Source organism: Klebsiella sp. BDA134-6, from assembly GCF_015601345.1.
Classification (GTDB): Bacteria; Pseudomonadota; Gammaproteobacteria; order Enterobacterales; family Enterobacteriaceae; genus Klebsiella; species Klebsiella grimontii.
The window spans coordinates 108,033-121,328 of sequence record NZ_CP064785.1; the positions used below are offsets into that span (position 1 = coordinate 108,033).

15 protein-coding genes are annotated in these 13,296 nt (G+C 50.2%); all 15 read right to left on the reverse strand.

Going from position 1 to position 13,296, the window contains the following annotated elements:
* Positions 1 to 178: 178 nt before the first annotated feature.
* The 15 genes from traT to traU all read right to left on the reverse strand — a co-directional run bounded on the left by traT (position 179) and on the right by traU (position 13,286).
* The gene (gene traT / locus IYV58_RS27935; protein WP_075912709.1) at positions 179 to 910 is read right to left on the reverse strand and encodes a conjugal transfer complement resistance protein TraT; all 732 of its coding nucleotides are present in this window, start codon (positions 908 to 910) and stop codon (positions 179 to 181) included.
* 140 nt (positions 911 to 1,050) lie between these two features.
* The gene (locus tag IYV58_RS27940; protein ID WP_139316161.1) at positions 1,051 to 1,641 is read right to left on the reverse strand and encodes a hypothetical protein; all 591 of its coding nucleotides are present in this window, start codon (positions 1,639 to 1,641) and stop codon (positions 1,051 to 1,053) included.
* A gap of 15 nt (positions 1,642 to 1,656) precedes the next feature.
* The gene (traG, locus tag IYV58_RS27945) at positions 1,657 to 4,479 is read right to left on the reverse strand and encodes a conjugal transfer mating-pair stabilization protein TraG (RefSeq protein ID WP_195729735.1); all 2,823 of its coding nucleotides are present in this window, start codon (positions 4,477 to 4,479) and stop codon (positions 1,657 to 1,659) included.
* Positions 4,479 to 5,849 carry a conjugal transfer pilus assembly protein TraH gene (traH, locus tag IYV58_RS27950; protein WP_075912707.1) on the reverse strand — a complete coding sequence of 457 codons (1,371 nt, stop codon included), beginning with the start codon at positions 5,847 to 5,849 and terminating at the stop codon, positions 4,479 to 4,481. The genes traG and traH overlap by 1 nt, the downstream gene beginning before the upstream one ends.
* Complete coding sequence (locus IYV58_RS27955; RefSeq protein WP_075912706.1) at positions 5,836 to 6,264, reverse strand: conjugal transfer protein TrbF; 429 nt, start codon at positions 6,262 to 6,264, stop codon at positions 5,836 to 5,838. The genes traH and IYV58_RS27955 overlap by 14 nt, the downstream gene beginning before the upstream one ends.
* Entirely contained in the window at positions 6,257 to 6,829 is a 573-nt protein-coding gene (trbB, locus tag IYV58_RS27960; protein WP_195729736.1) for a type-F conjugative transfer system pilin assembly thiol-disulfide isomerase TrbB, read from the reverse strand. Before trbB ends, IYV58_RS27955 begins: the two co-directional genes overlap by 8 nt.
* Positions 6,801 to 7,040: a type-F conjugative transfer system pilin chaperone TraQ gene (gene traQ, locus IYV58_RS27965; protein WP_075912704.1), complete on the reverse strand. Its 240-nt coding sequence runs from the start codon at positions 7,038 to 7,040 to the stop codon at positions 6,801 to 6,803. The genes trbB and traQ overlap by 29 nt, the downstream gene beginning before the upstream one ends.
* 435 nt (positions 7,041 to 7,475) lie before the next feature.
* Positions 7,476 to 7,889, reverse strand: coding sequence for a hypothetical protein (locus IYV58_RS27970; RefSeq protein ID WP_139316160.1), 414 nt, complete (start codon positions 7,887 to 7,889; stop codon positions 7,476 to 7,478).
* Positions 7,890 to 7,923: 34 nt separating this feature from the next.
* Complete coding sequence (traF, locus tag IYV58_RS27975) at positions 7,924 to 8,676, reverse strand: type-F conjugative transfer system pilin assembly protein TraF (protein ID WP_075912702.1); 753 nt, start codon at positions 8,674 to 8,676, stop codon at positions 7,924 to 7,926.
* A gap of 20 nt (positions 8,677 to 8,696) precedes the next feature.
* Positions 8,697 to 9,023: a hypothetical protein gene (locus IYV58_RS27980; RefSeq protein WP_075912701.1), complete on the reverse strand. Its 327-nt coding sequence runs from the start codon at positions 9,021 to 9,023 to the stop codon at positions 8,697 to 8,699.
* 241 nt (positions 9,024 to 9,264) lie between these two features.
* Positions 9,265 to 9,498: a conjugal transfer protein TrbE gene (gene trbE / locus IYV58_RS27985; RefSeq protein WP_075912699.1), complete on the reverse strand. Its 234-nt coding sequence runs from the start codon at positions 9,496 to 9,498 to the stop codon at positions 9,265 to 9,267.
* Entirely contained in the window at positions 9,488 to 9,769 is a 282-nt protein-coding gene (locus IYV58_RS27990; protein WP_049071714.1) for a hypothetical protein, read from the reverse strand. The genes trbE and IYV58_RS27990 overlap by 11 nt, the downstream gene beginning before the upstream one ends.
* Before the next feature lie 32 nt (positions 9,770 to 9,801).
* Entirely contained in the window at positions 9,802 to 11,676 is a 1,875-nt protein-coding gene (gene traN / locus IYV58_RS27995; RefSeq protein ID WP_075912698.1) for a type-F conjugative transfer system mating-pair stabilization protein TraN, read from the reverse strand.
* Positions 11,673 to 12,290: a type-F conjugative transfer system pilin assembly protein TrbC gene (trbC, locus tag IYV58_RS28000; RefSeq protein ID WP_075912697.1), complete on the reverse strand. Its 618-nt coding sequence runs from the start codon at positions 12,288 to 12,290 to the stop codon at positions 11,673 to 11,675. Before trbC ends, traN begins: the two co-directional genes overlap by 4 nt.
* A gap of 12 nt (positions 12,291 to 12,302) precedes the next feature.
* Positions 12,303 to 13,286 (reverse strand): conjugal transfer pilus assembly protein TraU, encoded by a 984-nt coding sequence (traU, locus tag IYV58_RS28005; RefSeq protein WP_170873323.1) that lies wholly within the window; start codon positions 13,284 to 13,286, stop codon positions 12,303 to 12,305.
* Positions 13,287 to 13,296: the final 10 nt, after the last annotated feature.

Below are 13,296 nucleotides of genomic sequence, written 5' to 3' on the forward strand. Positions count from 1 at the left end.
TACAAAAGCGAAGGAATGTTCCGACCACGGTCGGCAACGCCTCACAGATGCACAAATAAATTGCGCAACTGCTCACCGTTCTGAGGAGGAATAAGCTTATTAAATGTCGAATTAACCTGACAGGCCCGGGAGACGATGTCAGTCAGGCCCGTTATACCCAAGCCGAGAGGTGGCAGACTTACAGAATATTAGCGATAGATTTTGCCAGCTGGTCTTCAAGAACAGGCTGGGCTTCCGGAAACTTCAAATTCACTTTATTTGCGTTGGATACAACACGGGTCTGGTATTTATGTTGATTACCGGTCTCAGTGCTGGTCTGCACTTTCGCGCCCGAGGTTCCCTGACGTAATATAGCCACATTATCCGTTTGCACCTGAGTTTTCGCGCGTTCTGAAATCTGCACGTCGGTGATCATTGTGTAGTTAACATCTTCAACCATTGCATCAGCGGCCATGCCGACAAGTCCAGCGCCCAGACCGCCCCCTAGAGTCGCACCTGCAGAACTAGAGTTATACGCGGTAATCCCTGCCCCCAGTGCCACGCCTGTTGCAGCACCTTCATAACCCCGGCTTAACCAACCCTGAGTCTCACGCAGGTCCATTTTGTCGGCCTTCAGCACATTTGCCTGAATCCAGTAACCCGCGGTATCGGGATTAGTGATGACCTGGTAGCCTTTTGCTGTGACGGCACTGGTGATTTTCGACTGGAGCCCGCTCATATCTTTATCTGAGGTATTTTTGATTTGCAGATATACCGTGCGATTATTAGAGGGTTCTAACCAGATAGTCTCACTCATTTGAGTTTTGACATCCAGATTCCGTTTTTTTATTGCTGTCCCCATAGCACCACAACCGGAAAGTACCAATACTGAACTCATGACTGCTACAGCCATAAATTTATCAAATTTCATACAGGTTCCTTGTACTATAACAAATGAAGGTAGGCGGCACCCACATTAATATTATGGGCGCACAATTTCTAAACATAAAAATTATTACAATTAAAAATCCTAATTCATAAAACTCATTACTGCCTTATTAATAACTGAGATCAATCATGCCTATCAATGCCATACGGATTACCAGCAACATCAACATTACCTATCATTGGAAGCCCACTCGTTGGATTAACGTCTGTAAACGTTGTAGATGATGTATCCACTTGCCCCCCAAGATCTTTATATATATCAACTTCAGTATTTATCGAAGAAGATGTATCGAGAGAGTGATGCGATTCAAAGCAATTACCTCTCTGTTCAAAAGAACCTGAGTAAGGAGTTGTTGATACCTGGTTGAGCGCATCCATCCCCGGATCATATCTGGTTTTTTTAAACACTCTTTTTTTGTCAAAAGCCATAAATTGATAATATTTATTCATTACAAACAATGGATATATCAAACTAAAGAATAAACAAACAATCGGGCTAAAAAACGCACTTATACAAAAGACCAATAAATACAGGCGAAATTGTCCATTAGCTTCACCTATTGGTTTGCTTTTTCTGATTTTGAAAAAAACGTAGTAAAAAATCAAAAACCATATTGCCAATGTTGACGTAACAAAGAGAGTTGAAGGGAGATCCCACCTGCCGATGAGACATGAGATGGCCTGTACTATAAGCAGCAATACCATTTTCTTCATATTCCCTCCCTCAACTTATTTTTTATGATTCTTCTCATAATCCTGAGCTTTGCTTAAGAGCTCATCTCTTGTATCTGCACCAGGAAGAGCTTTTTGATCATATGTTCTACTATTGTATTCATTGTCAATTTTATTTCCCTCTAAATTGTGGTTGTTTTGCAGGTCTGTATTTTGTTTTTGTACCTCTTGTTCCTGTTTAGTTATTTTTTGCCTAGCATCCTGATTAATTTGATGATTTTCAGACACTAGCGCATCTACGCCACTGCTTACGTCATGTTTTATACCGGCCTGTACCGTCATATTGTCAATGCTAGTGACATTCTGACCGTAGTCAGAAACAACACCTTCATGCCCGCCACCAGTGGAAACACTGCTCATACCATTTCCAAGAGAACCTCTGGCCTCCTGATAAGCCCCGTCAATTTTTGGCTCAACCTGAGATTTTACAAAGTCTCTGGCGAGAGCCTCTCGTTGCGCGGCAATTTCCGGAGATCTGGTATCTGTCAGAATGGCTTCCGCATTCTGAGGCGCCTGTTTCTGAACAAAGTTTGCAAATTGCTGCGTCAGATTTTCGCTCATCTGTCCGCTCATGCTTTCAGTGCGTGATGCCATATCGCTGTATTCATGGCTGCGGGTTTTGCTTGTCGTATACTGGTCATAGCTGTTCTTCGCGCTTGAAAGTGACGCTGCAAACTGGTCAACTCGAGAAGATGCATTATTATCAGTAACATTTCCGGAGGTGGTTGTCTTATGACTGGTTAAGTAATCAGACGCTTCTCTGAAATCGTTAACAGCCTGGCTGCTGCGATCGTGGTTATTCGTATTTGAATGGCGACCAGATTCACTTGTATTGTCCTGAGAGCCAGAACTGGCAGTGCCGCTAACCGATAATTTTCCACCTGTCTCAACATGACCACCTGTACCGAATACTTCAAAACCAGCACCAGCTCTTGCACTTCCATAAATTTCGCCAGAAACCGCACCTTTTACTGATTTATCCATTAACTGACTGAACGCTTCATCGCGGCTTATTTGATTGGCTTTTGCGTAAGAGTCAACAGCATTCATCATTTTGCTTCTGGCCATCGTGTCCTGAGAAGATTCTGTGTTGTCTGCACCCGTTGTCATCGAGGAACTGGTCCCCATATTGTTACTAAACTGCTTCAGACTGTTCCAGGCACTTGTCACACTGTTGTTATAGCCATGCAACGCACTTTCGGCCTGCACATCCGACTCTCTGGCCATCTGCTGCTGCGCACTGGCTATCTGCCGACCGACGTTGATATCCACCGGCAGTTTTGACATTGCACCACCACTGTCCCAGACTATTGAGCCATCCCTGGTCTGCGTGCTCATTGCCCCGTTCCCCAACTGCCGCGACATCTGCCCGAAGCTGGTCGAGCTGTTGGTGCCCCAGCTGTAGCCGCTAACGTTCTCCATCTGCATATTGGCAAACGAGTAATTGCCGTCCACGACACTGGATGAGGCCTGGGACGTCGAACTGAGTCCCGAGGAGGCAAAGTGGCTGTAGGCGCTGGAGAACCCGGCCCCCATACTTTTTATCATCGCCCAGCTGAGCGGCGGGATCATCATCGAGATATACCCGGCCGTGGTCGCAATATCTGAGTTCTTCAGTTGCACCTGTGAGAGCTCTGACAGGACGACCGGAACACCGTTCTGTTTTGCGTAGTATGCCATCGCGCTGTTCAGGATGGCATACAGTAACGGCCAGGACTGCAGCCATATGAGACCAAACGCATAATGTTTCAGGACCTGCAGCGTCATCATGTTGAACATCGCTGCCATAATCATTATCGGGAATAATCCAATCATGATACCCATGATGACAGTCTGTATCATGGGAAGAGCACGTAGTGCCTGATGTCCCATCGTGGCCTGGGCCAGACGCTGTTTCTCCAGCGACATGGTGTTGGCGATGTTCACCAGGCTGGCAGTATCGCCGCTGCGGGACGCGTAACTCTGGATGCCGTTGCGCAGCGCATTCATGGTGACGTTCTGGCGGATAATCTGCCCGGCACTCTGGCCTGAACTGTAGAAGTAGCTGTAACTGTCGCCAATCATCTGGCTGAACAGCAGGTCCGGATTCGGTTTCCCACCAAACAGCTGGCGCACATAATAACTCCAGGTTTTCCCGCCGGTCTGAGAGTCGAGTGCTAACGCTGACTTCAAATCACGTGAAGCCTCCAGACAGGTCTGGAACTTGTTGTTTTTATCGAATACCCCTCTCAGCGGGCTGGGATTAGAAAATACCAGTGTGTACGGATCGGACGAGTTCATCAGCTCTTCAAGGGTGTATTTGCCATTGAGAAAGATGTCACCCATCACGCAGTTCTGGACATAGTCGGAGAACAGCGTGGTGATTTCGGGGTTCTGCGAAACAAAATCCGTGCTTTTCGCCACCAGGTTTCCGCCGAACAACATCCCGGTCTTACTGTAGGTGACACTATCGGGCAGAGAGAAAATCATCTCATAGCTCTGCACCAGGGCGTTGCCCACACGCGTGGTCAGCGACGCCGGAATGGCCAGTCCAATCGGAACATTATCGATTTTGTAGACCTGGGACACGTTGCTGTAGTCAATTATCTGCACAGGCGTGCGGATCACGACCAGCATCGAGACCAGGGTCAGGGAAAACACCCAACCGACAAGCTCCATGATGTTGTGTTTTTTCACCCAGCTGACGGCAACTATCAGCACCGAGAAGGCAATGCACATTTTCTCGATGGTCGACCAGGTACCGGTCCCCATGAAAGCAGCGATGGCGTTCAGGTTGCCCCGCAGCCAGTCACCTCCGGCGATGGTATAGATTTCCTGCATCAGAGGCCCCCTCCGAAGTGATAGTTATTCTGATAGCGGGTCATCATGCGGGCAGAAACCTGCTGACGCATGTAACTCATTTGCCGGTCGACAACCAGTAACGCGTCCTGCTGAACCTGGACACGAGACTGGAAGGCGGCAATCTGCACACTCGCCTGATTCAGGTTTTCGAGGATTAAATCCATCGTCGACTGCGGATAGTTCCCGGTTGAGACCATCGCCCGGGCCTGCTGGATGAGCTCCTGAATGTACTGCAGCAGAATGTCGTAGCCGATATAGTCCGTCAGCTGATAGATGAGTGTGTTAGACACGCCGAGCATCTGCGGGTCGACAAGATATTTGAACACCGGGATGGTCGTGCTGGAGATAAAGCCTTTTTCCATTTCCGTGAGCGGCTGGTCTGCAACGGCCTTATTCTGAATACTGCTCAAGAGAGCAGATATCTGGTTTTTCAGCGCCTTGCTTGCGGCTATGGTGACCGTCGCGTCTGCGACTACTTTCAGGCATTTTTCAGAATCGTTGCAGTGGTAGATTTTAGCCGTCCCACCTTCCATCATGGCTTTAATCAGGTCCTGATCTGTTGTGCGTGCCGGCAGTGGAGTAATTTCACTGTTCTCGCCAAAAATCAGCGTCCCGGTCAGCGTCATCACAAACTCTTTCAGTTCCTTATTGCCGTCAAAGAGCCGGTTTTTGGACAGGGCGTTCCACATGATGTTGATGTTCTTCATGACGCGCTCCTTGTCCTTATCGCTGGCTTTATCCTGCACCTTACCCATCTGCCCGCCGACCGAACAGCCCTGACGCGATGCCGCCCAGTCGGCAAAGATATTGCTCTCTCCGGCAATGTCCTGGCAGACCTTCTGCTGTGCCACCTGGGTACGGGGAAACAGGCCACCAACAATGCCCTGTGCGGCCTGGCACGAGCTGAGGTTCATGCTGTTAATGTCGCTGGCCATCTTCTGGAGGAAGTCTTTGGCCGTTTTGATTTCGGGTACCGTGGTCTGCAGGGCAAGATCAAAGAAGTAGCCCGCGGCGTTGGACATGATTTGTTTTCCGAAGCGCTGCAGCTGCTCGCTGTTAATGAAGCTGAATGAGCCCAGGTACGCATCGATGCCGCCGCAGCCGGCGTTGATATCCGGCAGAGTCATGCTGACCAGCTGGATAGTTTTCACCTGCGTTCTGGCATACAGCGAACCGCCGGAGGCGTAACCCGCCGCCTGCCCCTGCCAGACCTGTGGCTGGCTGGTATTGGACGCAAACCCGAGCTTATTGAAGAAGTTGTTCATGTCGCCGTTAACATCTGCGGCCGCCGTCAATGACACCCCTAACAACATCCCACAAAGCACCGATAATGGTTTACGGATGAACATCAGGCTCTCCTTCTTTCATTTTATTTTTCCGTCGAAGGTTGCGGTTTAAATATCGCTGGAAGCTTTTTTCAAAGGCATATTCAAACCAGAAAGCCAGTTCGGCCATCAGTACTCCCAGCAAAGCCGTTGCCAGACATCCAATGGAAAGTGAGAAAAGAATAAAGGGTACGAAATACATCAGAACATTCCACAGATTCATGATGTTCTTCGCCGCGCCGATATCTACCGCTGGGGCTAACAGCTCAGTGAACACATTGAAATAAGCATGGCTTCCCCACCACAGAAATAATCCGGCAAAACCAAACATAAAAGCGAGACAATAATAAACATCGAATCTCTTTTGCCGGGTTAACTTCAGGCGTTTATTTCTTTCCAGTACGGGTATCGAAGAATATATTTTGTTGAGATTATCCATTATTCGGGTTCTCCATCATCTGAAATACCGTATCAACTCTGGCCATAAAGCCCTGTGCATCTGTGGCCCCCTGCAGAATCGGGTACGCCGCCAGGGTGTTCACATTGACCAGAAACGTGGTTGGCGTGGCCACCGGGATATTGGGGAAAAAGGTCTGCATCACGTCCGGGGGGACCGGCAGCGCCTCGGGAAATGCCTCATCGCCCTGCCCGTCGATGGTATAGGGGAAAACGGGGAAGCCGTACTGTCCGGCCAGCTGCTTCAACACCGGGTCAAACTTATGGCAGTACGGACATTTCCCCTGCATGAACAGTACGACTTTCCAGTCGCGCAGGTCCACCTGCCTGCCGTTACTGAGACGGAGCCAGCGAGGCTGTGTGGCAGGCATCACAGCTCGAGGAGCATCATCCTGCCGGGAGGCTGATGCCACACCGGAGATGCCCTGCGGGTCCCAGAGTGACTTCACCTCATCGAGCGTTCCCCCGAGCGCCATGCCGGAGAGGGCCAGGAGTAAAGTTGCTGTGGTTGCTGCTGTTTTAGTTGTGTTCTTCAGGCTGCTTTTCACGGGCTTCCTCCTCCTTTTCGGCTTCAGCAATGAGGGCATTGAGAATGCGGTACCCGCCGAAGATGACCATTCCTAATCCCAGAATTTCAGCGGCCTGCACGGCCATTTCAGGCTGTTTTCTGACAAGCCTGGCTATCAGATGGGAAAACACTCCCACGGCCAGCACCCACATTCCCGTAATATCCAAATCGGGGAACCGAATCTTTCGCATATATCATCCTTCAGTTTTTAGACTTAAGTTTTTGAATGTGCTTTACTCATTACCGCGCATCAGACCAAACTACAATCAATAGAGTTCGGAGAGAGAATGGACATAAAAATAGATAAAGACAGACAAGACAGACTCCTGACAATCAGGGACCTTATCCGGGAAACTCTTTTAGGAAATGCGGCAATAATATTCATTGCATATATTTTATCTCTTTCACTGCCCCCTCAAAACATTCCGGACTACATTGTCATTACATTATGCCTACTAACAATTTTGGGATTGTTATACTGGATGTTTCAAATGGCGTTCATTTATATCATTCAACTAACCAAGGCTCGCACTGCCCTTTTCTTGTTTATGGTGTGGATTTTTCTTATTCAGTTTGCAATCTACTATAAATTCAACGATATATTTGGAGAGAAACTAGCATCCTTATTATTTAAATAGACACATGATTCCAAACCAAACGCAGAGCGCCATTGCCAAAGACGCTCCACTAATGCAGACATTTCTTTTTATCAAACCAGAATGGTCCCCCGAAACAACTGCAAGCATACCCACATGCACAACCAGTGGAATAATAGTCTGCACAACCCCGGCTATAATGAACAGGAAAAAATAAGAGTGTGAGGATATTTTAACGAGAAATGGTATCTGAACAGTCAGAACAGTTAATGCACACACCAAATACTCACAAAGAAAATTTTTACCAGTATTTATTGAGCCAAGTAAAACAGGAAAAAGCAAGCATATTGCTGGAAAGATCCCAAACCAAAAAATCCGACTACCCTCAGGAACACCCATTATTTCTGATGCCAGTGCTGGAGTGGTTATTAAAATCAAAGCCACACATCCTACCCGGAAATAAATCATCCGTTAATCCTCAAAAATTGGGTTTAAAGTCGCTGGAGACGTAGAGGAACTGCTTTGCCAAGTCGTCCTGGCTGATGAAGCCGTAACTCAGCGGCTTCACCTGGCCGCTTTTCGGGTTGACCAGCATCATTGCTGGGAAGAACTTCACGCCGAGCTGTGCAGCCTGCCCCTGGTCCGTCCGACTGTCGGGCAGAATGGGGTTAATGACACCGTCAACCGACACCGGTATCACGCTCAGGCCATAGGTTTCGCGGAAGTTTTTAATCACCTGGACCAGCTGGCCATCGATAGCTTCGCGCCCGCGGTAGAAGAACATCACGCCGTAGTGCTGTGCGAGGGTGGAGATAGCCTGACGCTGTTCGGCATAGTCGGCAGCCAGCTGGTTTTTTACCGTGCCGTTGTAGTGGCTGTACTGCAGGTTGTAATCGAGCTCCGGGTTTTCCAGCATGGCCTTCTTCGCACTCATCGAGAACAGGCCTGCCTGCTGCGTCCAGTAGTTCTGCAACCGAAAGTACTTCACGAAATTCTCTGACGACGGATACAGAATGGCTTCATACAGCGAGCGTTTTGTGGCGCTCTGTAATGCAGAGAGTTTCGCAAGAATATCCATTTTCGGCGGTGGGGCCGCCGGTACTGGCGGATTTTCTTCTTCACGGGACTTCAGTTTTTCGTTGTACCACTGCCAGCCGGCGTCTTTTGCATACGCCGGCATCAGGGTGCAGCAAAGGTACCCCGCCAGGATGGCGGCATGTATTTTTCGCATGGTAAATACCTTTTTATGAATTAGAGCGGCTGGCGTGACAGGTACTGATAAACACTGTATTTACTGAGAAGACGTATCGTTTTTCCTGCGTCATTTCGGGCTTCAAAGCGGTAACCATTGCAGTACAAAGGAAGTTTCTCCATTTCCAGAGACACCCGCTCCCCCTCTTTAACCACCCAGGCGGCCTGAGAAATTCGGTCACACTGGATACCCCATGCGCGGTTGGTGGCCATAAACGCATTAATCTGTTTATCCCGCCACAGGCTGTAAGATATGATGCTCACCAGAAAAGCAACAAACATGCTGACAAATATCATCACCATCCCGTACGACTTTTTCTCTTCCATGAACACTCCTGTTTATTTTGCTGATTAACAAAGTGATGACCGTCTTTATGGCAGAAGACGCCTGGCTAATATTGTGAGCAATATAATAAAGAAAAGAGACGAAGCAACCACAAAAATATCGTCGCTCGTCAACAGCTTAGCTATGCAGACAGGCAATAAGACAAGCACAAAGACCATTCCTGCAACTTTGCGCCATTTTTTTAACTGGTTAATTATGTTCACCAACTTCATTTATACACCTTCATTTTTTGAAGCATTTTTCAATGGCAGTCGCAATGGCAGAAAAAAACAGATAATTCACAAGACTGACACCACCCGTGACCAGAATAAAGATAACGCTCAGGACATAATCGCTGCCTGAAGTTCCTTTGACGGCATCCCATGAAAAGTACAGCACCGGAGAAATAATAATTATCGTCAGCGCCAGTCTCAGAGAAAAATCGACGGCAGGATGTTTGTGAAAATTAACTTTCATTCTTTTCTCTCCCGTTATGAGTATTCCGCTTTACACCGTCAGTTTTGTGCAGCCCGATAACATAGAAGATGAGTGATGCTGCCCCCATCCCCATCGACTCAGACCAGCCCCGGGCAGACAGCACGGCAAATGCAACGGCAACAGCCGTCTGGCACGCCAGGGCACCCAGGAATATCAGGAGCAGACTGCGGCCTGACATACATAAGGCAATACCAGTCGGAATGAAAAGAAAGACCACAAGCAGAACAACGACCATGAATGACTCGGCCATTTAATCACCTTTGATATGTTATTAATAAGGAGTTACTTTGCTGAAGACTGGGTGAGAAGCTCTTTGATGCGTTCTTTCGTTTTTTCTGTCAGCACTGAGTTCTCAGGAATAGACTGGTTATTCATTAAATCCTCCATGAAGTTCGTGAAATCCAGCTGGTCAAAGTTGATAAGCTGAAGCTCATCCACGCTGATACCCCGACAGTCCGGGCTTTTCGCGCCGCCAAATCCGATATGCAGCTGGCCGTTGCGTCCCTGCTGCTGAACAATCTGCGCCAGTTTTGAATCAAACTGGCAGTAGCTGCGTTTTTTCTCCAGACACACACCCAGCACTTTCTTTGAACAGAACTCCCCGATGCTGATCGTCAGCTTGTCGGTTTTCGCTTTGGCCAGCGCTTTCTCTTCGCTGCTGCAGCGGGCCAGTCCCGCGTCCTGTCCCCAGCCACTGTCCTTGCAGCAGTTACTGAACCCGGCGGCGAACTTTTTGCAGTATTGTGCGTTGCCGGTGAAGGCCTTGACATCAACGCCGTTCAGCTCAGCAATGTCCTTCCCCGCTGCGGCCAGCGCTGCAAGCTCTGATACTGCCTGAGCGAAATCGCTGTTCTTCCCGGAGACGGCCTTATCGCATTCTCCATCGAGGCAGAACACATCCCCGCCACATATCATCTGTTTCCCGCTCGTACGAGTCTCACAGGAGAACGTGGCGTATTCATGAAGGCAGGTTCCCTCTTCACTGGAGAACGCACACTGCCGTGATGACAGCGTGCAGGCTTTGTTATCCATCAGGGACTGGCAGGCACCAAAATCTGCAGGCTGAGTAATATACGTGTCCCTGTAAGCCCAGCACGCCTGATAAACCGGGTACGCTTTCCCATCCTGCCAGACTTCTTTCGTACTTCCCGGCTCAGTACATTCTGACGATGTTTTGTTTCCTTCATCTTTGTTAAAGGCGCAGTTCTCAACCCAGGTGATGTCAGGTTCCCATTCTTTCGAGGCGACCTGCATCGTGGCGCGGATGTTCAGGGTTATGTAACCGGAGCGGAGATTCCGGGCCAGCACGCCGGCAAAGTAGCTGACCTGGGATTTATCGTGCAACTGGATGGTCATGATCTCTTCCTGCCCCTCCGTCACCTGATATCCGGCGCCGGACAGTGTTTTCCATTCCTGCCCCCCTTCAACATGGACAGAACCGCCAAGGCCATACAGCGTTCTCGATTGCCCCGGAGGCGCATAATTCGGCAGACTGGTAATGAAATACTGTGCTTCTGCATGGATAAGCGTGCCCGTTACGCCGAAGGTGAAGCGGACTTTCACCTGGTCGCCCTCCTGCCAGGCATCCTTCAACGCCACGCTGTACACGTCTGTCGTCGTCGTATCGTTATAGTGACCGGTAATGGTCGCTGTCCGCATACAGTACTGCTCGACCTGCAGGTCGCGTTCGCAGGTATGATTCGTAAATTCACTCCGATTCACCACCTGAGCTGTACAGGCCTGTCCGGTATCACCGATGATACTGTCCGCCCGGGACTCCGTATCCTTCGCTGCCTGAATAAACGGTGCATCCGGGGAAATCAGATCCGGAGGCCGGTTCGTGAACGACTCCGTAATGATTTTGCCGGTATCCCCCTGACTGAATTCAGAGGCCGAGTCCCCCTTCAGGGAACTGTCTCCGCTGGCGGTGACACCGCCGTAGTATTTTGTCTGCTCCGGGCTGTCGGTATACCCGGGCAGGTTTTGTTCACCGCTGAAATTTTTCAGCGAGTCCAGACCACTGCCCTGCACCTGCTTCGCAAAATCCGATCCGGCTTTATAGTCAGTACCGCTGTCAGCACAGGCAGGTGATGCCAGCCAGATGAAGGTACTCAGGACGAATGCATGAAGCACCAGAATAACCGGGAGGCATTTCATTTCAGCGCTCCCAGCATCTGTCGGGCCGTCTGTGCGCAGTCTCCCGTTTCCGCGACTTTTTCCAGCGCCTGTTTCACACGAATATTGCCGCGCACCACGTCATAGCCGGCCTGACACCGGACCACCAGGGCCGGTACACTCCGGATGTTGTACTGCGCGTACAATGTCGGGTCGATCTGCATCCCGTCTGTGACCCCGTCTTTTACCAGCTGCATCACCGCGTCAGCGGTGGTCTTCATGTCGTTATTAACCAATCCCCGCAGCGTCGCCGGGATGCCGAACTGACGGGTTTCATGCAGCATCCGCTTCAGCCCTTCTTCCGGTATCGAGAAGGAGACAAAGTAAATCGCCCCTTCGGCTGGTTTTTCCTGATTTGACGCCTTCTGCTTGCTGAGCAGATCATCGATAAACTGACTGTCTGATCTGTTGAGTGGATTACGCTTAATCTGCGCTTCCAGCTCCTGCTGCAGCTGTCTGTCCGGATTCAGGCGTAACTTCTCGCTGAGATCTTCTTGCTGTTTCAGCCAGGCTCTGTCTTCGGTTGTCGGGCCAACGGCCCCACACACCTTCATGGTCAGTAAGGCCATCACTATCATCGCATTAATAAATTTCATCGGAGACTCCTGTCAGAGGAAGACGCAGTTACGTTTACGCCACATCAGATAGCCGTAGTTCTTTCGTGAGTTGGGGGGATTTCGTCCCGCTTCCCAGCGCATCACGCTGCGCCCCAGAGGGTGACACTGGCCGCTGTCCGGATACATATTCACCATCTGATAGCGCCAGCGCTCTTTAGGAATGATCGGGGACGGGTACTCATAACAGACCGCCTTGTCCTTGCCGATGCTCTCCATAATCTGGCCCTGCCGGTGAAGCTTGTAGGCCATGCGCTCGCTGACCAGTAACGAGGACTGCAGTGGACTGGACTCGTTGCTGACCCAGCCGCTGAAGGGGTACATCGATCCCTGAGAGCCGGCACACCAGAACAGAATATCCAGTGGCATATGAAATGCGCTGGCCATCGCGTCAGCCGCGCACGCCCCCTGTGCGATGGGGTTGGCAAACAGAATGGCTTCAGGATTCAGAATGGTGGTCAGACTGCTGTCCACCCAGGTCGGGTCAATCTCGGAGAGATACGCGATATCCATATCCCCCCCTTCCAGGCAGCCTGCTGACGTGATGATGTTCAGCCAGTAGGTCAGCGGGTACTTGTACCAGTGAACGTGATAGAAGGCTCCGTTCACCTGCTTGTCGTCTTTTTTCGCCGTTCCCATGCCGGTCTTGCCGAGGTTGATGCTGAATCCCCCCAGATTGACCATACAGCCCGGCGAACGGCTGACGTCCGTCATCGCCATGGGCTCCCAGTACCCAATGGCCAGACCGGGGCGAACAAACAGCGGTGGCGGAGCCGGACAAAGCTGCAGGGGACTGCCGGGATTGCTGGTATCAGGCTGGTCGCCTTTGCCAACCTGGACGCTGCCGAGCGACAGGGGAAAGATACAGCGCCAGCATACATCGGTGATCGGGTTAACGAATCGCCCCTCACAGGAAGGGTCAGCAGCCGCACTGAGGCTGTACCCCCATAACGTCAGGGCACTCAGAAGGAGAGTCAGGGTTTTCACA

Bases quoted from the DNA above. Each gene is read 5' to 3' on its own strand.
- traT (WP_075912709.1), bottom strand. From the start codon at position 910: ATGAAATTTGATAAATTTATGGCTGTAGCAGTCATGAGTTCAGTATTG.
- IYV58_RS27940 (WP_139316161.1), bottom strand. From the start codon at position 1,641: ATGAAGAAAATGGTATTGCTGCTTATAGTACAGGCCATCTCATGTCTC.
- traG (WP_195729735.1), bottom strand. From the start codon at position 4,479: ATGCAGGAAATCTATACCATCGCCGGAGGTGACTGGCTGCGGGGCAAC.
- traH (WP_075912707.1), bottom strand. From the start codon at position 5,849: ATGTTCATCCGTAAACCATTATCGGTGCTTTGTGGGATGTTGTTAGGG.
- IYV58_RS27955 (WP_075912706.1), bottom strand. From the start codon at position 6,264: ATGGATAATCTCAACAAAATATATTCTTCGATACCCGTACTGGAAAGA.
- traQ (WP_075912704.1), bottom strand. From the start codon at position 7,040: ATGCGAAAGATTCGGTTCCCCGATTTGGATATTACGGGAATGTGGGTG.
- traF (WP_075912702.1), bottom strand. From the start codon at position 8,676: ATGCGAAAAATACATGCCGCCATCCTGGCGGGGTACCTTTGCTGCACC.
- IYV58_RS27980 (WP_075912701.1), bottom strand. From the start codon at position 9,023: ATGGAAGAGAAAAAGTCGTACGGGATGGTGATGATATTTGTCAGCATG.
- trbE (WP_075912699.1), bottom strand. From the start codon at position 9,498: ATGAAAGTTAATTTTCACAAACATCCTGCCGTCGATTTTTCTCTGAGA.
- IYV58_RS27990 (WP_049071714.1), bottom strand. From the start codon at position 9,769: ATGGCCGAGTCATTCATGGTCGTTGTTCTGCTTGTGGTCTTTCTTTTC.
- traN (WP_075912698.1), bottom strand. From the start codon at position 11,676: ATGAAATGCCTCCCGGTTATTCTGGTGCTTCATGCATTCGTCCTGAGT.
- trbC (WP_075912697.1), bottom strand. From the start codon at position 12,290: ATGAAATTTATTAATGCGATGATAGTGATGGCCTTACTGACCATGAAG.